This window comes from Burkholderia sp. Bp8986 (assembly GCF_003854225.1).
In the GTDB taxonomy this organism is placed as follows: Bacteria; Pseudomonadota; Gammaproteobacteria; order Burkholderiales; family Burkholderiaceae; genus Burkholderia.
Window position 1 is genome coordinate 1 of the sequence record NZ_QTQM01000019.1, and the last position, 13,607, is coordinate 13,607.

Sequence of the window (13,607 nt, forward strand, 5' to 3'; positions counted from 1 at the left end):
CTGGCGTCCCCTAGGGGATTCGAACCCCTGTACTCACCGTGAAAGGGTGATGTCCTAGGCCTCTAGACGAAGGGGACATGATCTTTTCAGATCTGTCTGACTTTCGCTATTCACTCATCATCAACAGCGAAGGCCGAAATTCTAACTGCTTTAAATCATTTTGTGAAGCATTTATTACTTACTACCGCTGCTTCGCAAATCAATTCGTTCTGCTCTGATGGTGGAGGTAAGCGGGATCGAACCGCTGACCTCTTGCATGCCATGCAAGCGCTCTCCCAGCTGAGCTATACCCCCTTGCAGAACAGAAATGAGATTATATGGACCGAATTTGAACTTGTAAATACCCTTTTTGCGATTCGAGCGAATTTTTTTGCGAAGCCGCCGTGACACCCTGCGCGAGCGGCTTCGCACCCGCTCCAACCTCAGGCCAGCGCGGCCTCGATACGCGACACCACGACGTCACGACCGAACAGCACGAGCACCGCGTCGATCGACGGCGTATGCGTCGTGCCCGCCACCAGCAGGCGCACCGGCATCGCGAGCTGCGGCATCTTCAGCTTGTGCGCGCCGAGCGTCGCCTTCAGCGCGGCGGACACCGCTTCCTTCGTCCAGTCGGCCGCCTTCAGCGCGGCGACGAGGTCGGCCAGTGCCGGGCGCACCGCATCGGTCACGTGCTGCGCGAGCGCGTCGGTATCCGGCGCCGGCACGCGGTAGAACATCGCGGCGCCTTCGGCGATCTCCTTGACCGTCGTCGCGCGATCCTTCATCAGGCCGACCACCGCGTCGAGCGCGGGGCCCGTCGCGATCGCCGCGTCTTCGATCCCGAGCGCGTCGAGGAACGGCTTCGCCAGCGCGGCGAGGCGCGCGTTGTCCGCTTCCTTGATGTAATGGGCGTTCAGCCAGCTCAGCTTGCTGTGGTCGTACTGCGCGGGCGACTTGCCGAGATGCTCGAGGTCGAACCATTCGACGAACTGCTCGCGCGAGAAGATCTCCGCGTCGCCGTGCGACCAGCCGAGGCGCGCCAGGTAGTTGACGACGGCCTCCGGCAGGAAGCCGGCGTCGCGGTACGCCATCACGCTCATCGCGCCATGCCGCTTGCTCATCTTCTCGCCCTGCTCGTTCAGCACGGTCGGCAGGTGCGCGTAGACGGGCGGCTCGCCGCCGAGCGCGCGCAGGATGTTGATCTGGCGCGGCGTGTTGTTCACGTGGTCGTCGCCACGGATCACGTGCGTGATGTTCATGTCCATGTCGTCCACGACCACGCAGAAGTTGTAGATCGGCGTGCCGTCCGGACGCGCGATCACGAGGTCGTCGAGCTCCTCGTTCGAGATCTCGACCCGGCCCTTCACCGCGTCGTCCCACACGACCGTGCCGGTCAGCGGGTTGCGGAACCGCAGCACCGGCTTCACGCCGGCCGGCGGCTCGGGCAGCACCTTGCCCGGCTCCGGACGCCACGTGCCGTCGTAGCGCGGCTTGAGGCCGGCCTCGCGCTGGCGTTCGCGCAGCGCGTCGAGCTCCTCGGCCGACATGTAGCACGGGTACGCGAGGCCCTGCTCGAGCATCTGCGCGAGCACCGCGCGGTAGCGGTCCATCCGCTGCATCTGGTAGATCGGGCCTTCGTCGAAATCCAGGCCGAGCCACTGCATCCCCTCGAGGATCGCGTCGACGGCTTCCTGCGACGAACGCTCGACGTCGGTATCCTCGATACGCAGCACGAACGTGCCTTTCATCTTGCGCGCGAACGCCCACGGATAGAGCGCGGAGCGGATGTTGCCGAGGTGGATGAAGCCGGTGGGACTCGGCGCGAAGCGGGTACGGACAGGACGGGTCATAAACGGTAACTCGAACGCCTGGGGCGCATGAATGATTCGACGCGGGATCGACGGCGACAGCCCGGACAGCACTGGGGCCGGCCGCGCCCGGAACGGGAAAGAAGCCGGAATTATACTCGCGCCGCCCTTCGCGCCAAGCGCGCCGCTTGCTTTATGATGTGCGCGCCGCGGCCGCCAGCCGGCGCCGCGCCGGCCGCGCGGTTTGTGCCGCGCGGCCGCTCGGAACCTATCGCCGCCGCGGGCCGCACGGCCCGCCGCCAAGCCGCCGGAGAACCATTCGATGTCGTCCCCTCGCCTGTCGCGCCGTCACTTCACGATCGCTTGCGCATCCGCCAGCCTCGCCGCCTGCACGTCGTTCGGCGACAAGTCCCGCCCCGACAACGCCGCGAATCCCGCGCAGTCGCGCGAGAAACCCGTGAAGATCGGCATCGCGCTCGGCGGCGGCGCCGCCCGCGGCTTTTCGCACATCGGCGTGCTGAAGGCGCTCGAGGCGCGCGGCATCCCGGTCGAGATCGTCGCGGGCACGAGCGCGGGCTCGGTGGTCGGGGCGCTCTATGCCGCCGGGATGAGCGGGCTGCAGATCAACAAGATCGCACTCGACATGGATCAGGCGGCGATCAGCGACTGGGCGCTGCCGTTCCGCTCGCGCGGGCTGCTGCAGGGCGTGGCGCTGCAGAACTTCCTGAACAAGACGCTCAACAACCGGCCGATCGAAAAGATGGCGAAGCCGCTCGGCATCGTCGCGACGGACCTGCAGAACGGCCAGCCGATCCTGTTCCAGCAGGGCAATACGGGGCTCGCGGTGCGCGCGTCGTGCAGCGTGCCGTCGGTGTTCGAGCCCGTGAAGATCGGCAACCGCGAATATGTCGACGGCGGCCTCGTGAGCCCGGTGCCCGCGTCGTTCGCGCGCAAGATGGGCGCGAGCTTCGTGATCGCGGTCGACATCTCGTCGCGGCCGGACGGCGCGGCGACCAACAACCCGATCGAGATGCTGCTGCAGACCTTCACGATCATGGGCCAGACGATCAAGACCTACGAGCTCGACAAATACGCGGATGTCGTGATCCGCCCGAACCTCGCAGCGATGGGCGGCAGCGACTTCAACCAGCGCAACGCGGCGATCCTCGCGGGCGAGGAAGCCGTCGCGCGCGTCATGCCCGAGCTGCAGCGCAAGCTCGCGGCGGCCCGCGGCGTCGCGGCGGCATAAGCAGCGCATCGCGGCGCGCGGCGCACGACAGCGAGCGCGCCACCGACGATGGCACCGCCACCAGCCGCTTGCGCACGCCCCAAAACAAAAAACCCTGCCGCCTTCCAGTGACAGGGTTTTTTGGATCCGGCGGTTCGCCGGCGAGCGTCGGTCAGTTGCTGCCGTTCGCCGCGTCGTCGCCGATCGTGGCACGCACGCGCTGGCGCAGGTCGTCGGCCTTCATCGGGAACTCCGACTCGAGCCGGCGCGCACCGGTGAAACGCTTTTCCCAGTAGCCGCTATCGAGATCGTCGACGCGAATCGTGCTGCCCGTCGACGGCGAATGCACGAACTTGTTGTCGCCGATATAGATGCCGACGTGCGAGAACGTACGGCGCATCGTGTTGAAGAACACGAGGTCGCCCGGCTTCAGGTTGCTCATGCTGACCTTCTCGCCGACGCGGCTCATCTCTTCGGCGCGACGCGGCAGCGACATGCCGAGCGTGTCCTGGAACACGTAGCGCACGAACCCGCTGCAGTCGAGGCCGGAATCCGGCGAGTTGCCGCCCCAGCGGTAACGCACGCCGATCATGTTCAGCGCACCGACGACGACGTCGCCTGCCTTGCCCGCCATGCCGGCAAGAAACGACTTCGCGCCGCCGCTCGACGACTGGGCATTGGTCTGCTGGGGGGAGGAGCTCGACCCGATTTGAGTCGAATTCGTGACATTCTGGTTAAAACTGCTGACTTCGTCGGCGAACGCGCCGGGAGCTGCTGCGAACAGGGCGCCGATGAACAGCCCGGCGAGGGTGCGCGCGCATGCCTGGGTCAGGGATCGATGCTGCATTGGTCGATGGAATGTGCTTAAAAATCAGCTGATTGGCGGAAAATTTCGGTCGATACTAGCCAGCGCGTAATCGTTTGTCAAAACAAATTAAAAAATACAATCGAGATAGTCAGACCATTGGACGCCTATCACGCTTTCCAGACCGCTTTCAACAGCTTTTGTGTGTAAGGATGTGACGGTTTCGTGAAGATATCGGCCACGTCGCCGGACTCGACGATCGCCCCGTCCTGCATCACCGCGACCCGGTGCGCCATCGCGCCGATCACCTCCAGGTCGTGGCTGATGAATACATAGCCGAGGTTGTATTTCTGTTGCAGATTCGCGAGCAGCTTCAGCACCTGCTGCTGGATCGACACGTCGAGCGCGGACGTCGGTTCGTCGAGGATCAGGATGCGCGGCTCCAGCACGAGCGCACGCGCGATCGCGATCCGCTGGCGCTGCCCGCCCGAGAATTCGTGCGGATAGCGATGCAGCACCGTGCGGTCGAGGCCGACTTCGCGCAGCACGGCCAGCGACTTCGCGCGCCGCGCGTCCGGCGTGAGTTCCGGGCGATGCAGTTCGAGCCCCTCGCCGACGATCCGCTCGATCGTGTGACGCGGCGACAGTGAACTGAAGGGATCCTGAAAGACGACCTGCATGTTCGAGCGCAGCGCGGTCTGTTCGCGGCCGCGATAGGTCGAGAGCGCACGCCCCTGGAATTCGATCTCGCCGTGGGCCGTCCTTTGCAGCCCGAGCAGCGCCATCGCGAGGGTCGACTTCCCGGAGCCGGATTCGCCGACGATCCCGAGCGTCTCGCCCTGCCGCACCGACACGGACACGTCCGCGACCGCCGTCACGGGCGTCGTGCCGAACCAGCCTGCGAAGCCCGGCCGCTTGCGCGCGAACTGCACGCTGACGTGGCGCGCATCGAGCACGACGGGCGCGATCGGCATCACCGGCGCGACCGCGCGCTGCGGCCGGCTGTTCAGCAGCCGCTGCGTATACGGATGCTCCGGCTCCGCGAAGATCCGCTCGACCGGCCCGCTTTCGACCAGCTTGCCGCGCTCCATCACCGCGACCCGCTCGGCGAAGTGCCGTACGAGGTTCAGGTCGTGCGTGATCAGCAGGATCGCCATCCCGCGCTTTTCCGCCTCCTCGCGCTGCAGCTCGAGCAGCAGGTCGACGATCTGCGCGCGGATCGTCACGTCGAGCGCCGTGGTCGGTTCGTCCGCGAGCAGGAGGCGCGGCCGGCAGGCGAGCGCCATCGCGATCATCGCGCGCTGCCGCTGGCCGCCCGACAACTGGTGCGGGTAACTGTCGACGCGCCGCTCCGGCTCCGCGATGCCGGTACGCGCAAGCAGCGCGATCGCGCGCTTGCGCGCCTCCACCGCCGTCACGCCGTCGTGCAGCACGATCGTCTCGCCGATCTGCGTGCCGATCGTGTACAGCGGGTTGAGCGCCGTCATCGGCTCCTGGAAGATCATCGCGATGTCCGAGCCGCGCAGCCCGCGCATCTCGCGTTCGCTCTTGCCGGCGAGGTCATGCCCGGCGAAGCGGATCGTGCCGCTCACGTCGGCGTCGCGCAGCAGCCGCAGGATCGACAGCGCGGTCACGCTCTTGCCCGATCCCGACTCCCCGACGAGCGCGACGCGCTCGCCGCGGCCGATCGCGAGCGTCACGTCGTCGACGGCCACCGTGTCGCCGAAGCGCACCTGCAGATGTTCGAGCGACAGCAGCGGCTCGCCCGCGTTCGATACGACCGTGCTGCTCATCGCTGGCCTCCTGCCGCGCGCACCGAGTCGGCGATCCGCGTGTCGAGCGCGTTGCGCAGCGCGTCGCCCATGAAGGTCAGCAGCAGCAGCGTCGCGACCAGCACGCCGAACGTCGACAGCGAGATCCACCATGCGTCGAGGTTGCCCTTGCCCTGCGCGAGCAGCTCGCCGAGGCTCGGCGTCGGCGGCGGCACGCCGAGCCCGAGGAAGTCGAGGCTCGTGAGCGCGAGGATCGCGCCGCTCATCCGGAACGGCAGGAACGTGATCACGGGCGTCATGCTGTTCGGCAGCACGTGGCGCCAGATGATCTGCCAGTTCGTGAGCCCCATCGCGCGGGCCGCGCGCACGTAGTCCTGCGTGCGGTTGCGCAGGAATTCGGCACGCACGTAGTCGGCCAGGCCGATCCAGCCGAACAGCGACAGCAGCACGATCAGCAGCAGGAAGCTCGGCTCGAAGATCGACGCGAAGATGATCAGCAGGTACAGCTCGGGCAGCGAACTCCAGATCTCGATCAGCCGCTGCCCGACGATGTCGATGCGCCCGCCGAAGAAGCCCTGCACGGCGCCCGCGGCGATCCCGAGCAGCGTGCCGATCGCGGTCAGGACCAGCCCGAACTCGACCGACACGCGGAACCCGTACACGAGCCGCGCGAGCAGGTCGCGCCCCTGCGCGTCGGTGCCGAGCCAGTTCGCACGCGACGGCGGCGCCGGGTTCGGCACGCTCGAGAAATAGTTCAGCGTGTCGTAGTAATAGCGGTTCGGCGGATACACGACGAAGTTGCCCGGCGCCTCGAGCCGCTTGCGGACGTACGGATCGAGATAGTCGGCCGGCGTCGGGAAGTCGCCGCCGAAGGTCGTCTCCGGATACGCATGGAACATCGGGAAATAGGTCTGGCCGTCGTAGCGCACGACGAGCGGCTTGTCGTTCGACCACAGCGGCGCCGCGAGGCTCGCGGCGAACGCGACGACGAAGATCACGAAGCTCCAGTAGCCGAGGCGCTGCTGGCGAAAGCGCTGCCAGACGCGGCGCGCGGGCGACGGCGACACGCGCGCACGGGCCGCGTCGATGCGGGACGACACGACGGCCCAGTTCATCGCGCACCTCGCCCGGCGAGCGCGGGCAGGCGGACGGGCGCGCCGGCGAGCGGCGTGCTGGCGGACGGTTTCATGTCAGCGCTCCAGGTTGTCGAATTGAATGCGCGGGTCGACCCACACATAGCAGAGGTCCGAGATCAGCTTGGTCGCGAGCCCGATCAGCGTGAACAGGTACAGCGTGCCGAGCACGACCGGATAGTCGCGCCGCACGACCGACTCGTACGACAAGAGCCCGAGGCCGTCGAGCGAGAACAGCGTCTCGATCAGCAGGCTGCCCGTGAAGAACGCGCCGATGAACGCGGCCGGAAACCCGACGATCAGCGGCAGCATCGCGTTGCGGAACACGTGCTTCCACAGCACGGTGCGCTCGGCGAGCCCTTTCGCGCGCGCGGTCAGCACGTATTGCTTGCGGATTTCGTCGAGGAACGCGTTCTTCGTGAGCATCGTGATGACCGCGAAGCTGCCGACGACCGACGCCGTGATCGGCAGCGCGATGTGCCACAGATAATCGAGCACCTTGCCGGCGAGCGACAGCTGGGAAAAGTTGTCCGACGTGAGCCCGCGCAGCGGGAACAGCTGCCAGAACGAGCCGCCGCCGAACAGCACGAGCAGCAGCACGCCGAGCACGAAGCCCGGAATCGCATAGCCGACCAGCACGACGAGGCTCGTCGCGACATCGAACGGCGAGCCGTTGCGCACGGCCTTCGCGATGCCGAGCGGCACGGAGATCAGGTAGGTGACGAAGAACGTCCACAGCCCGATGCTGATCGACACCGGCAGCTTCTGCACGACCAGCGACCACACGCTCTGGTGGCGGAAGTAGCTGTCGCCGAGATCGAAGCGCGCGAAACGCTTCAGCATCAGCCAGTAACGCTCGAGCGGCGGCTTGTCGAAGCCGTACAGCGCCTTGAGCTGTGCGAGCTGCTGTGCGTCGACGCCGGTGTGCGCGCGCATTCCGAACGGCGCCGCGCCCTGCTCCGTCGCGCCCTTGCGCAGTTCCTGCACGGCCTGTTCGACCGGGCCGCCCGGCACGAACTGGATCACCGCGAACGTGAGCGTGAGCACGCCGACGAGCGTCGGGATCATCAGCAGCAGGCGTTTGAGGATGTAGCTCCACATAGGGCGTCGACTCGCGATCGATAGGCTGGGTTGAACGAAGGGCCGGCAGGCTTCAGTGATCGGGCTTGGCCCACCAGGTCGATACGACCCAGCCCTCGGCCGAATAGTACAGCGGCAGCGTTTGCGGATAGCCGAGCGTGCGCTTGTATGCGATCCGGTGCGTGGTGCTGTACCACTGCGGAACGGCGTAATAGCCGTGCATCAGCACGCGGTCGAGCGCATGCGTCGCGTCGAGCAGGTCCTCGCGCGTCTGCGCGGCGCCGAGCGCATGCAGCAGCGCGTCGACGGCCGGCGACTTCAGGCCGATGATGTTGTCGGAGCCCGGCTCGTCCGCGAACTTGCTGCCGTAACGCGAGAACTGCTCGGCGCCCGGTACCTGCACACCCGGCAGGCGAACCGTCGTCATGTCGTAGTCGAACGCGTCGAGGCGCTTCTGCAGCAGCGCGTAATCGGCCGTGCGAAAACGCGCGTCGATGCCGAGCTTCGCGAGATTGCGCTGGTAGGCGGTCACGACGCCTTCCATCGCCGCGCCCGAATCGTCGAGGATCTCGAACGTGAACGGCTCGCCCTGCGCGTTGCGCAACGCGCCGTCGCGGTAGGTCCAGCCGGCCTGCGCGAGCAGCGCGCGCGCCTTCAGCAGGTTCGCGCGCAGCGAGCCCGGCGGGTTCGTGTTCGGCTGCGTGACCATCGGGCCGAACACGGCCGGGTCGAGTTGCGTGCGCAACGGCTCCAGCAGCTTCAGTTCGCCCGGGCCCGGCGTACCGGTCGCCTGCAGGTCGGTATCGGCGAAATAGCTGTCGAGGCGCGTGTATGCGCTATAGAACAACTGGCGGTTCAGCCATTCGAAGTCGAACGCGAGATCGAGCGCCTGGCGCACGCGCACGTCGCGAAACAGCGGCCGGCGCAGGTTCATGAAGAAGCCCTGCATGCCCGCGCCGTTGTGCTGGCGGAACTCGCGCTTGACGAGCTCGCCGCTGTCGAAGCGCTTGCCGACGTCGCGCCGCGTCCAGTTGCGCGCGATGTATTCGACCAGCACGTCGTACTCGCCGGCCTTGAACGCCTCGAGCCGCGCGACGCCGTCGCCATAGAGCTTGTAGACGATCCGCTCGAAGTTGTCGGTCCCGACCCGCACCGGCAGGTCGGCGCCCCAGTACGCGGGATTGCGCCGATAGGTAATCGTGCGGCCGTTGTCGTAGCGCTCGATCAGGTACGGGCCGCTGCCGATCGGCTGCTCGAACGCGAGCTGGTCGAACGGAATCCGCGAACCGTCCGCGCGCAGCCCCCACTTGCGCGAGAACACCGGCACGCCGCCGGCGATCAGCGGCAGTTCGCGGTTCGTGCTGCGGAACTCGAAACGCACGGTCGCGGGATCGACCACCACCGCCTTCGCGATCTCGGCGAAATACGCGCCGAACTGCGGTGCGGCCTGCTTGCTCTTCAGCGTGTCGAACGAAAACCTGACGTCGTCGGCCGTGACCGGATCGCCGTTCGAAAAGCGCGCGCGCGGGTTCAGGTGAAACGTGACCGAGCGGCGGTCCGGCGCGATCGCGATGTCGTCGGCGAGCAGCCCGTAGGCGGATGCCGGTTCGTCCATGCTGCCGGTCGCGAGGCTCTCGAACAGCAGGTCGATGCCCGGTGCGGGGTTGCCGCGCATCGTGAACGGATTGAACTTGTCGAACGACGTGAGCCGGCTCGGGTTCGCGAGCACGAGCGTGCCGCCCTTCGGCGCGTCGGGGTTCACGTAGTCGAAATGCCTGAAGCCCGGCGGATATTTCGGCTCGCCGTACTGCGCGATCGCATAGGCCGCGTGCGCGGCGGTTGCAGCCAGTACCGCCTGTAGTGCCCATGCTGCCGCCGTGCGGCCGGCGGCCCGTACCGCATGCGCGGCGCTGAAGCGGATGCGGGTGGCGGCGGTCCGGGGCGAACCCTTCGTCATAGAGGCCCTGTCGGTCGATTGAGGGATGGAACGTGGGTCGATTCTACCCATTCAATTCGACGTCGAGCCAACTTGCGGGTTTTCGCGCATGGCACCGGCACGTTGCGGCTGCCGCGTGCGACTCGCACAGGCAAAGAAAAACCGCCCGGTGTTCAGTTCACACGGGCGGTTTTCCTTCGAGGGCGCGCACGCATCGCGCGTGCGCCGCAGATCGATCAGCGCCAGCCGTTGTGACGGCCGTTGTCCCAGTGACCGCGATCGCCGTGCCAGCCGCGGCCATGATGGCGATACCACTCGTCGCGGCCCCAGTAGCGGCGGCCGTCCCAGTAGCGATCGCCGTGCCAGCCGATCACGATCGCCGGGGCCGGCGCGTAGACGGGCGCCGGCGCATACACGGGCGCCGGCTGGTAGACGACCGGCGGAGGCGGCGGCGCATACACGGGCGCGGGGGCGACGTAGACCGGGGCCGGCACGCCGACGTTGATCCCGACATTGACTCCCGCCATTGCTGCGCCCGACACGAGCAAGGCCGTCATACCGGTCAAGAGCGAGGCAATACGCAAAGTCTTCATGGATTCCTCTTCGAGTTGTTTCGTGTGTGATTCGACTATAACGGCACGCACAGTCTCCGCATATTTCAAGTTTGTAAGAACTGATGCGCTGCATCGCACGTGGAAGCGTCCGCTAACGTCTTGTAACAATTGACGCGCTGCCGCGATGTCCGTTCCGCCGTTTCCTGAAACATCTTTCATCCTGGCCCGCGTCCGCGCCGAGCGACGCCACGCACACCGCGCGGCCACAATGACAAAGGCGGCACTCGCGTGCCGCCTTTGATGCATGAATGCGCATGGAGATCGTCCGCTGCGCCGCGATGCCGCTCAGCCGCTCTGGGCTCAGCGCGACATCATGTTCATGCTGACGTTGTGCATCACCCACAGCGTGCCGACGATCAGGATCGCCGCCGTCAGCACGGTGTAGCTGAACGCCATCACGTTCCAGCGTTGGCCGGACGAACCGTTCATGTGCAGGAAGTACACGAGGTGCACGACGATCTGCACGAATGCGAGCACGGCGAGCGCGATCAGCGATGCGTGCGGCGACAGCACGCCGCCCATCACGAGGCCGAACGACGCGGCCGTGAGCAGCACCGACAGGATGAAACCGGCGACATAGCCGCCGACGCTGCCGTGCCCTTCTTCGAGTTGCGACGAATGCGAATGGGCCATTTAGATCACGCTCGCGAGATAGACAAAGGAAAACACGCAGATCCACACGATGTCGAGGAAGTGCCAGAAGAGGCTCAGGCACGTCAGACGCCGCAGGTCGCGATCGGTCAGGTCGCCGCCGCGCAGCACGATCTGCCCGGCGAGCACGATCATCCACACGAGGCCGGCCGTCACGTGCAGCCCGTGCGTGCCGACCAGCGTGAAGAACGCCGACAGGAACGCGCTGCGCTGCGGGCCCGCGCCTTCCGCGATCAGGTGCGAGAACTCGCGCAGCTCCATCGCGAGGAACGCCGCGCCGAGCACGAATGTCACCGCGAGCCACGCGAGCAGCGCGCCGCGCCGCTGCTTGTACGCGGCCAGCATCGCGAAGCCGTAGGTGATGCTCGACAGCAGCAGCGCGGCGGTTTCCACCGCGACGCCCGGAATGTCGAACAGGTCCTTCGCGGTCGGACCGCCCGCGTACTGGTTGCCGAGCACCGCGAACGTCGCGAACAGCGCCGCGAAGATCACGCAGTCGGTCATCAGGTACAGCCAGAAGCCGAACACCGAGTGCGACGGCGGATGGTCGTCGTGCTCGAGCAGGGTTGCGCTCAGGGTTTTCTGCAACATCAGTTGGCCTCCAGTTCCACGTCGTCGACACGCGTGGCCACGCGCGCCGCCGGTTGCTTCTCTTCGATCCTGCGCACCTTCGACGCCGGGATGTAGTAGCCGTCGTTGTCACGCGAGCTGTAGACCACGAGCGTCGCGACGATGCCGACCAGGCCGCCGATCGCCATCCACCAGATGTGCCACACCAGCGCGAAGCCGAGCACCAGGCTGAAGACCGCGACCACGAGACCCGCGCAGGTATTCGACGGCATGTGGATGTCGCGGATCGCCGCCGGGTTCGGCCGGCCGTCGCCGCGTGCCTTCATGTCGGCGTACGCGTCGAGCGTGCGCACTTGCGGGATCACCGCGAAGTTGTACTCGGCCGGCGGCGACGAGGTCGCCCATTCCAGCGTGCGGCCGCCCCACGGGTCGCCCGTGGTGTCGCGATATGCCGGCAGGTTGCGGTTGCGGATGCTGACCACCAGTTGCAGCAGCTGGCACGCGATGCCGATCGCGATCAGCACGGCGCCGAACGCGGCGACCAGCAGCCACGGATGCCACGCCGGATTGTCGTAGTGGTTCAGGCGCCGCGTCATGCCCATGAAGCCGAGCACGTACAGCGGCACGAACGCGACGTAGAAGCCGACCTGCCAGAACCAGAACGCAGCCTTGCCGAGCTTCTCGTTCAGCTTGAAGCCGAACGCCTTCGGGAACCAGTAGTTGAAGCCCGCGAGATAGCCGAACAGCACGCCGCCGATGATCACGTTGTGGAAGTGCGCGATCAGGAACAGGCTGTTGTGCAGCACGAAGTCCGCGCCCGGGATCGCCATCATCACGCCGGTCATGCCGCCGAGCGTGAACGTGACCATGAAGCCGATCGTCCACAGCACCGGCGTCGTGAATTCGATCCGGCCGCGGTACATCGTAAACAGCCAGTTGAACACCTTCACGCCGGTCGGGATCGCGATGATCATCGTCATGATGCCGAAGAACGCGTTCACGTTCGCACCGGAGCCCATCGTGAAGAAGTGATGCAGCCACACGAGGAACGACAGCACCATGATCGCGCAGGTCGCATACACCATCGTCTTGTAGCCGAACAGCGGCTTCTTCGAGAACGTCGCGATGACTTCCGAGAAGATGCCGAACGCCGGCAGGATCAGGATGTACACCTCCGGATGGCCCCACGCCCAGATCAGGTTCAGGTACAGCATCGCGTTGCCGCCGGCTTCGTTCGTGAAGAAGTGCATGCCGAGGTAGCGGTCGAGGCCGAGCAGCGCGAGCGTCGCGGTCAGGATCGGGAACGACGCCATGATCAGCACGTTCGTGCAAAGGGCCGTCCACGTGAACACCGGCATCTTCATCAGCGTCATGCCCGGCGCGCGCATCTTGATGATCGTCACGAAGAAGTTCACGCCGGTCAGCAGCGTGCCGACACCCGAAATCTGCAGCGCCCACAGGTAATAGTCGACCCCTACCCCCGGGCTGAACTGCAGCTCCGACAGCGGCGGATACGCGAGCCAGCCGGTCTGCGCGAACTCGCCGATCACGAGCGAGATGTTGATCAGGATCGCGCTGACCGCCGTCATCCAGAACGAGAGCGAGTTGATGAACGGGAACGCGACGTCGCGCGCGCCGATCTGCAGCGGCACGACGAGGTTCATCAGGCCGACCATGAACACCATCGCCATGAAGAAGATCATGATCACGCCGTGTGCCGTGAAGATCTGGTCATAGTGGTGCGGCGGCAGGTAGCCGGGCGCGTTGTACGCGAGCGCAAGCTGCATGCGCATCATGATCGCGTCGGCGAAGCCGCGCAGCAGCATGATCAGCGCGACGATGATGTACATCACGCCGAGTTTCTTGTGGTCGACCGTCGTCAGCCATTCCGTCCACAGCCACTTCCAGCGGCCGGTGATCGTCAGTGCGGCGAGAATGCCCAGCACGACCAGCCCCATGAAGGCGCCGGCCACCATGATGATGGGCTGATCGAACGGGATCGCCGCTAGTGTGAGTTTGCCGAACATG

At 66.1% G+C, this 13,607-nt stretch carries 11 protein-coding genes and 2 tRNA genes; 1 reads left to right on the forward strand and 12 read right to left on the reverse strand.

From position 1 onward, the window contains the following. Nucleotide 1 precedes the first annotated feature (1 nt). The 3 genes from DID99_RS18320 to gltX all read right to left on the reverse strand — a co-directional run bounded on the left by DID99_RS18320 (nt 2) and on the right by gltX (nt 1,832). Nucleotides 2-77: transfer RNA gene (locus DID99_RS18320), tRNA-Glu, on the reverse strand. A gap of 141 nt (nt 78-218) precedes the next feature. After that, nucleotides 219-294: transfer RNA gene (locus DID99_RS18325), tRNA-Ala, on the reverse strand. A gap of 128 nt (nt 295-422) precedes the next feature. Further along, entirely contained in the window at nt 423-1,832 is a 1,410-nt protein-coding gene (gene gltX / locus DID99_RS18330) for a glutamate--tRNA ligase (RefSeq protein WP_124570249.1), read from the reverse strand. 280 nt (nt 1,833-2,112) lie between these two features. On the opposite strand from gltX, the gene DID99_RS18335 reads away from it, so the two are divergent. Continuing rightward, complete coding sequence (locus tag DID99_RS18335) at nt 2,113-3,039, forward strand: patatin-like phospholipase family protein (RefSeq protein WP_044847962.1); 927 nt, start codon at nt 2,113-2,115, stop codon at nt 3,037-3,039. A gap of 151 nt (nt 3,040-3,190) precedes the next feature. Here DID99_RS18335 and DID99_RS18340 read toward each other — a convergent pair whose 3' ends face one another. The 9 genes from DID99_RS18340 to cyoB all read right to left on the reverse strand — a co-directional run bounded on the left by DID99_RS18340 (nt 3,191) and on the right by cyoB (nt 13,606). Continuing rightward, nucleotides 3,191-3,865 carry a C40 family peptidase gene (locus tag DID99_RS18340; protein WP_044847963.1) on the reverse strand — a complete coding sequence of 225 codons (675 nt, stop codon included), beginning with the start codon at nt 3,863-3,865 and terminating at the stop codon, nt 3,191-3,193. Nucleotides 3,866-3,993: 128 nt separating this feature from the next. Then, nucleotides 3,994-5,616, reverse strand: a complete 1,623-nt coding sequence (locus tag DID99_RS18345) for an ABC transporter ATP-binding protein (protein WP_124488273.1) — start codon at nt 5,614-5,616, stop codon at nt 3,994-3,996. Continuing rightward, the gene (locus DID99_RS18350; RefSeq protein WP_124667259.1) at nt 5,613-6,710 is read right to left on the reverse strand and encodes an ABC transporter permease; all 1,098 of its coding nucleotides are present in this window, start codon (nt 6,708-6,710) and stop codon (nt 5,613-5,615) included. Before DID99_RS18350 ends, DID99_RS18345 begins: the two co-directional genes overlap by 4 nt. A gap of 75 nt (nt 6,711-6,785) precedes the next feature. After that, on the reverse strand, nt 6,786-7,829 hold the full coding sequence (locus DID99_RS18355) for a microcin C ABC transporter permease YejB (RefSeq protein WP_124488275.1): 1,044 nt from the start codon (nt 7,827-7,829) through the stop codon (nt 6,786-6,788). 52 nt (nt 7,830-7,881) lie between these two features. Beyond that, on the reverse strand, nt 7,882-9,765 hold the full coding sequence (locus DID99_RS18360) for an extracellular solute-binding protein (RefSeq protein ID WP_124570250.1): 1,884 nt from the start codon (nt 9,763-9,765) through the stop codon (nt 7,882-7,884). 215 nt (nt 9,766-9,980) lie between these two features. Continuing rightward, entirely contained in the window at nt 9,981-10,337 is a 357-nt protein-coding gene (locus tag DID99_RS18365) for a hypothetical protein (RefSeq protein WP_044848002.1), read from the reverse strand. Nucleotides 10,338-10,658: 321 nt separating this feature from the next. After that, on the reverse strand, nt 10,659-10,991 hold the full coding sequence (gene cyoD, locus DID99_RS18370) for a cytochrome o ubiquinol oxidase subunit IV (protein ID WP_011352504.1): 333 nt from the start codon (nt 10,989-10,991) through the stop codon (nt 10,659-10,661). Beyond that, nucleotides 10,992-11,600: a cytochrome o ubiquinol oxidase subunit III gene (cyoC, locus tag DID99_RS18375; RefSeq protein ID WP_044847968.1), complete on the reverse strand. Its 609-nt coding sequence runs from the start codon at nt 11,598-11,600 to the stop codon at nt 10,992-10,994. Beyond that, on the reverse strand, nt 11,600-13,606 hold the full coding sequence (gene cyoB / locus DID99_RS18380) for a cytochrome o ubiquinol oxidase subunit I (RefSeq protein WP_044847969.1): 2,007 nt from the start codon (nt 13,604-13,606) through the stop codon (nt 11,600-11,602). The genes cyoC and cyoB overlap by 1 nt, the downstream gene beginning before the upstream one ends. Between the last annotated feature and the right edge of the window lies 1 nt (nt 13,607).

Coding starts and splice junctions, on each gene's coding strand:
- gltX (WP_124570249.1), bottom strand. CDS start 1,832: ATGACCCGTCCTGTCCGTACCCGCTTCGCGCCGAGTCCCACCGGCTTC.
- DID99_RS18335 (WP_044847962.1), top strand. CDS start 2,113: ATGTCGTCCCCTCGCCTGTCGCGCCGTCACTTCACGATCGCTTGCGCA.
- DID99_RS18340 (WP_044847963.1), bottom strand. CDS start 3,865: ATGCAGCATCGATCCCTGACCCAGGCATGCGCGCGCACCCTCGCCGGG.
- DID99_RS18345 (WP_124488273.1), bottom strand. CDS start 5,616: ATGAGCAGCACGGTCGTATCGAACGCGGGCGAGCCGCTGCTGTCGCTC.
- DID99_RS18350 (WP_124667259.1), bottom strand. CDS start 6,710: ATGAACTGGGCCGTCGTGTCGTCCCGCATCGACGCGGCCCGTGCGCGC.
- DID99_RS18355 (WP_124488275.1), bottom strand. CDS start 7,829: ATGTGGAGCTACATCCTCAAACGCCTGCTGCTGATGATCCCGACGCTC.
- DID99_RS18360 (WP_124570250.1), bottom strand. CDS start 9,765: ATGACGAAGGGTTCGCCCCGGACCGCCGCCACCCGCATCCGCTTCAGC.
- DID99_RS18365 (WP_044848002.1), bottom strand. CDS start 10,337: ATGAAGACTTTGCGTATTGCCTCGCTCTTGACCGGTATGACGGCCTTG.
- cyoD (WP_011352504.1), bottom strand. CDS start 10,991: ATGGCCCATTCGCATTCGTCGCAACTCGAAGAAGGGCACGGCAGCGTC.
- cyoC (WP_044847968.1), bottom strand. CDS start 11,600: ATGTTGCAGAAAACCCTGAGCGCAACCCTGCTCGAGCACGACGACCAT.
- cyoB (WP_044847969.1), bottom strand. CDS start 13,606: ATGTTCGGCAAACTCACACTAGCGGCGATCCCGTTCGATCAGCCCATC.